Here is a 289-nt window from a genome sequence, read left to right as displayed (position 1 = left end):
GGCAAGCACCGTTGGGATTGTTAAATGAGAACATACGAGGTTCCAGGTCCTCGATGGATATATTACAATCAATGCAGGATAACCGCTCGCTTTGCATAATTTCCTGGGCTTGACCGCCTGGAACTTCATAAGATACACGAAGTAAACCATTGCCCAATTTTAATGCGGTTTCCACGGAATCTGTCAACCGTTTCTGAATTTCCGGTTTAACAACAAGTCGGTCAACAACTACATCAATGTCATGCTTTTTATATCGTTCGAGTTTGATTTCATCATCGACATGATAAAT

The 289-nt window shown here is 41.2% G+C and carries 1 protein-coding gene; it reads right to left on the bottom strand.

The window, feature by feature from the left end; all coding sequences use genetic code 11:
• Window positions 1–289: excinuclease ABC subunit UvrA (locus tag N3F66_15230; protein ID MCX8125498.1), on the bottom strand; the 289-nt coding region annotated here is incomplete at both ends.

Source organism: Spirochaetota bacterium (genome assembly GCA_026414805.1).
In the GTDB taxonomy this organism is placed as follows: Bacteria; Spirochaetota; UBA4802; order UBA4802; family UB4802; genus UBA4802.
The sequence above is the reverse complement of the archived record's forward strand: the minus strand, read 5'-3'. Positions and strand labels throughout refer to the sequence as shown.